The organism is Lyngbya aestuarii BL J (genome assembly GCF_000478195.2).
Classification (GTDB): Bacteria; Cyanobacteriota; Cyanobacteriia; order Cyanobacteriales; family Microcoleaceae; genus Capilliphycus; species Capilliphycus aestuarii.
In genome coordinates this window covers 1-538 of sequence record NZ_AUZM01000341.1, presented here as the reverse complement: position 1 = coordinate 538, position 538 = coordinate 1, and the positions used below count along the sequence as shown (strand labels likewise).

General features: G+C 41.4%; 1 protein-coding gene. It reads right to left on the bottom strand.

Features of this window, described 5'->3' with window-relative positions; genetic code table 11:
* On the bottom strand, window positions 1–340 hold a 340-nt coding region (locus tag M595_RS28440), incomplete at its 3' end, for an ATP-binding cassette domain-containing protein (protein WP_023069468.1).
* Window positions 341–538 lie beyond the last annotated feature (198 nt).

Genomic DNA, 538 nt, shown 5'->3' with positions numbered 1-538 from the left:
GAGCATAATTTTGAAAAACCATCGCAATATCTCGGGCTTTTGGGGGTAAACCATTCACCAAAGTTTCCCCAATCCAAATATTGCCACCCGTGAGCGATTCTAACCCGGCAATTAACCGTAATAACGTACTTTTCCCACACCCAGACGGCCCGACTAATACCATAAATTCGCCATCATTGATCGTCAGGTTAATCCGTCGGAGAACTGCCCCAGAAGACATTAACCCCTCAGAAGTCGAAACCTGTTCATGATCATCCGATTCGAGACGATAACGGTTTGCTTGAACTCGAATAGAAGACGAAAACGTTTGATAAATATTTTCTAAGACAACCTGAGCCATCAGTTCTATACTTAGTTAACCCAATTCAACCCAATAATTAGTTCCTAAGGATGATGAAGCAATAACGGATCACGAACCCCAATAATTTTTTCTCCCGTATTGAGTTTAAATAAACGATTGCCTGTAGCCTCCTCATTTTGAAGCTTGACTTCATCAACCGCAAAACGCACAATACGATTTTCACTGGTGATCAGATAA